This is a genomic window from Gilvimarinus gilvus (genome assembly GCF_030518155.1).
GTDB lineage: Bacteria > Pseudomonadota > Gammaproteobacteria > Pseudomonadales > Cellvibrionaceae > Gilvimarinus > Gilvimarinus gilvus.
The window spans coordinates 1-416 of record NZ_JAULRU010000822.1; the positions used below are offsets into that span (position 1 = coordinate 1).

Consider the following 416-nt stretch of genomic DNA (forward strand, 5'->3'; position numbering starts at 1 on the left):
ACTAATTTATAATCGGCTGCCCCAAGAATAGGATTGCCTGCGTTTTTACCGAACCGGGCCTGATCAATCAATGACTGTTCGTGCTCGATACGAAAACCCACCGAGAAGGGCTTGGCTTCCATATAAACGTTTTTATCGAACAGCATCTGAAAGGTATCACGGGCACTATGACCGATCGCTAAAGCGATATGTTTAGATTTGATGGTTTCGCCATCCGCCAGAGTAATGCCAGTCACCTGACCCTCTTCGATATGCAGATCATCAACCCGTGAACTGAAACGAATTTCACCACCCATCTCGATAATCTTGGCACGCATCTTCTCTACCATCGATACTAATCTGAAAGTACCGATATGCGGTTTGCTGACATACATAATCTCTTCCGGCGCGCCGGCTTCGACAAACTCGGTCAGGAC

Annotated in this window: 1 protein-coding gene; it reads right to left on the reverse strand. The window is 47.1% G+C overall.

The genetic code is table 11. The features are described 5' to 3' along the window. The coding region (locus QWI17_RS21655; protein ID WP_368045381.1) for an NAD(P)/FAD-dependent oxidoreductase at positions 1-416 on the reverse strand (416 nt) is incomplete at both ends.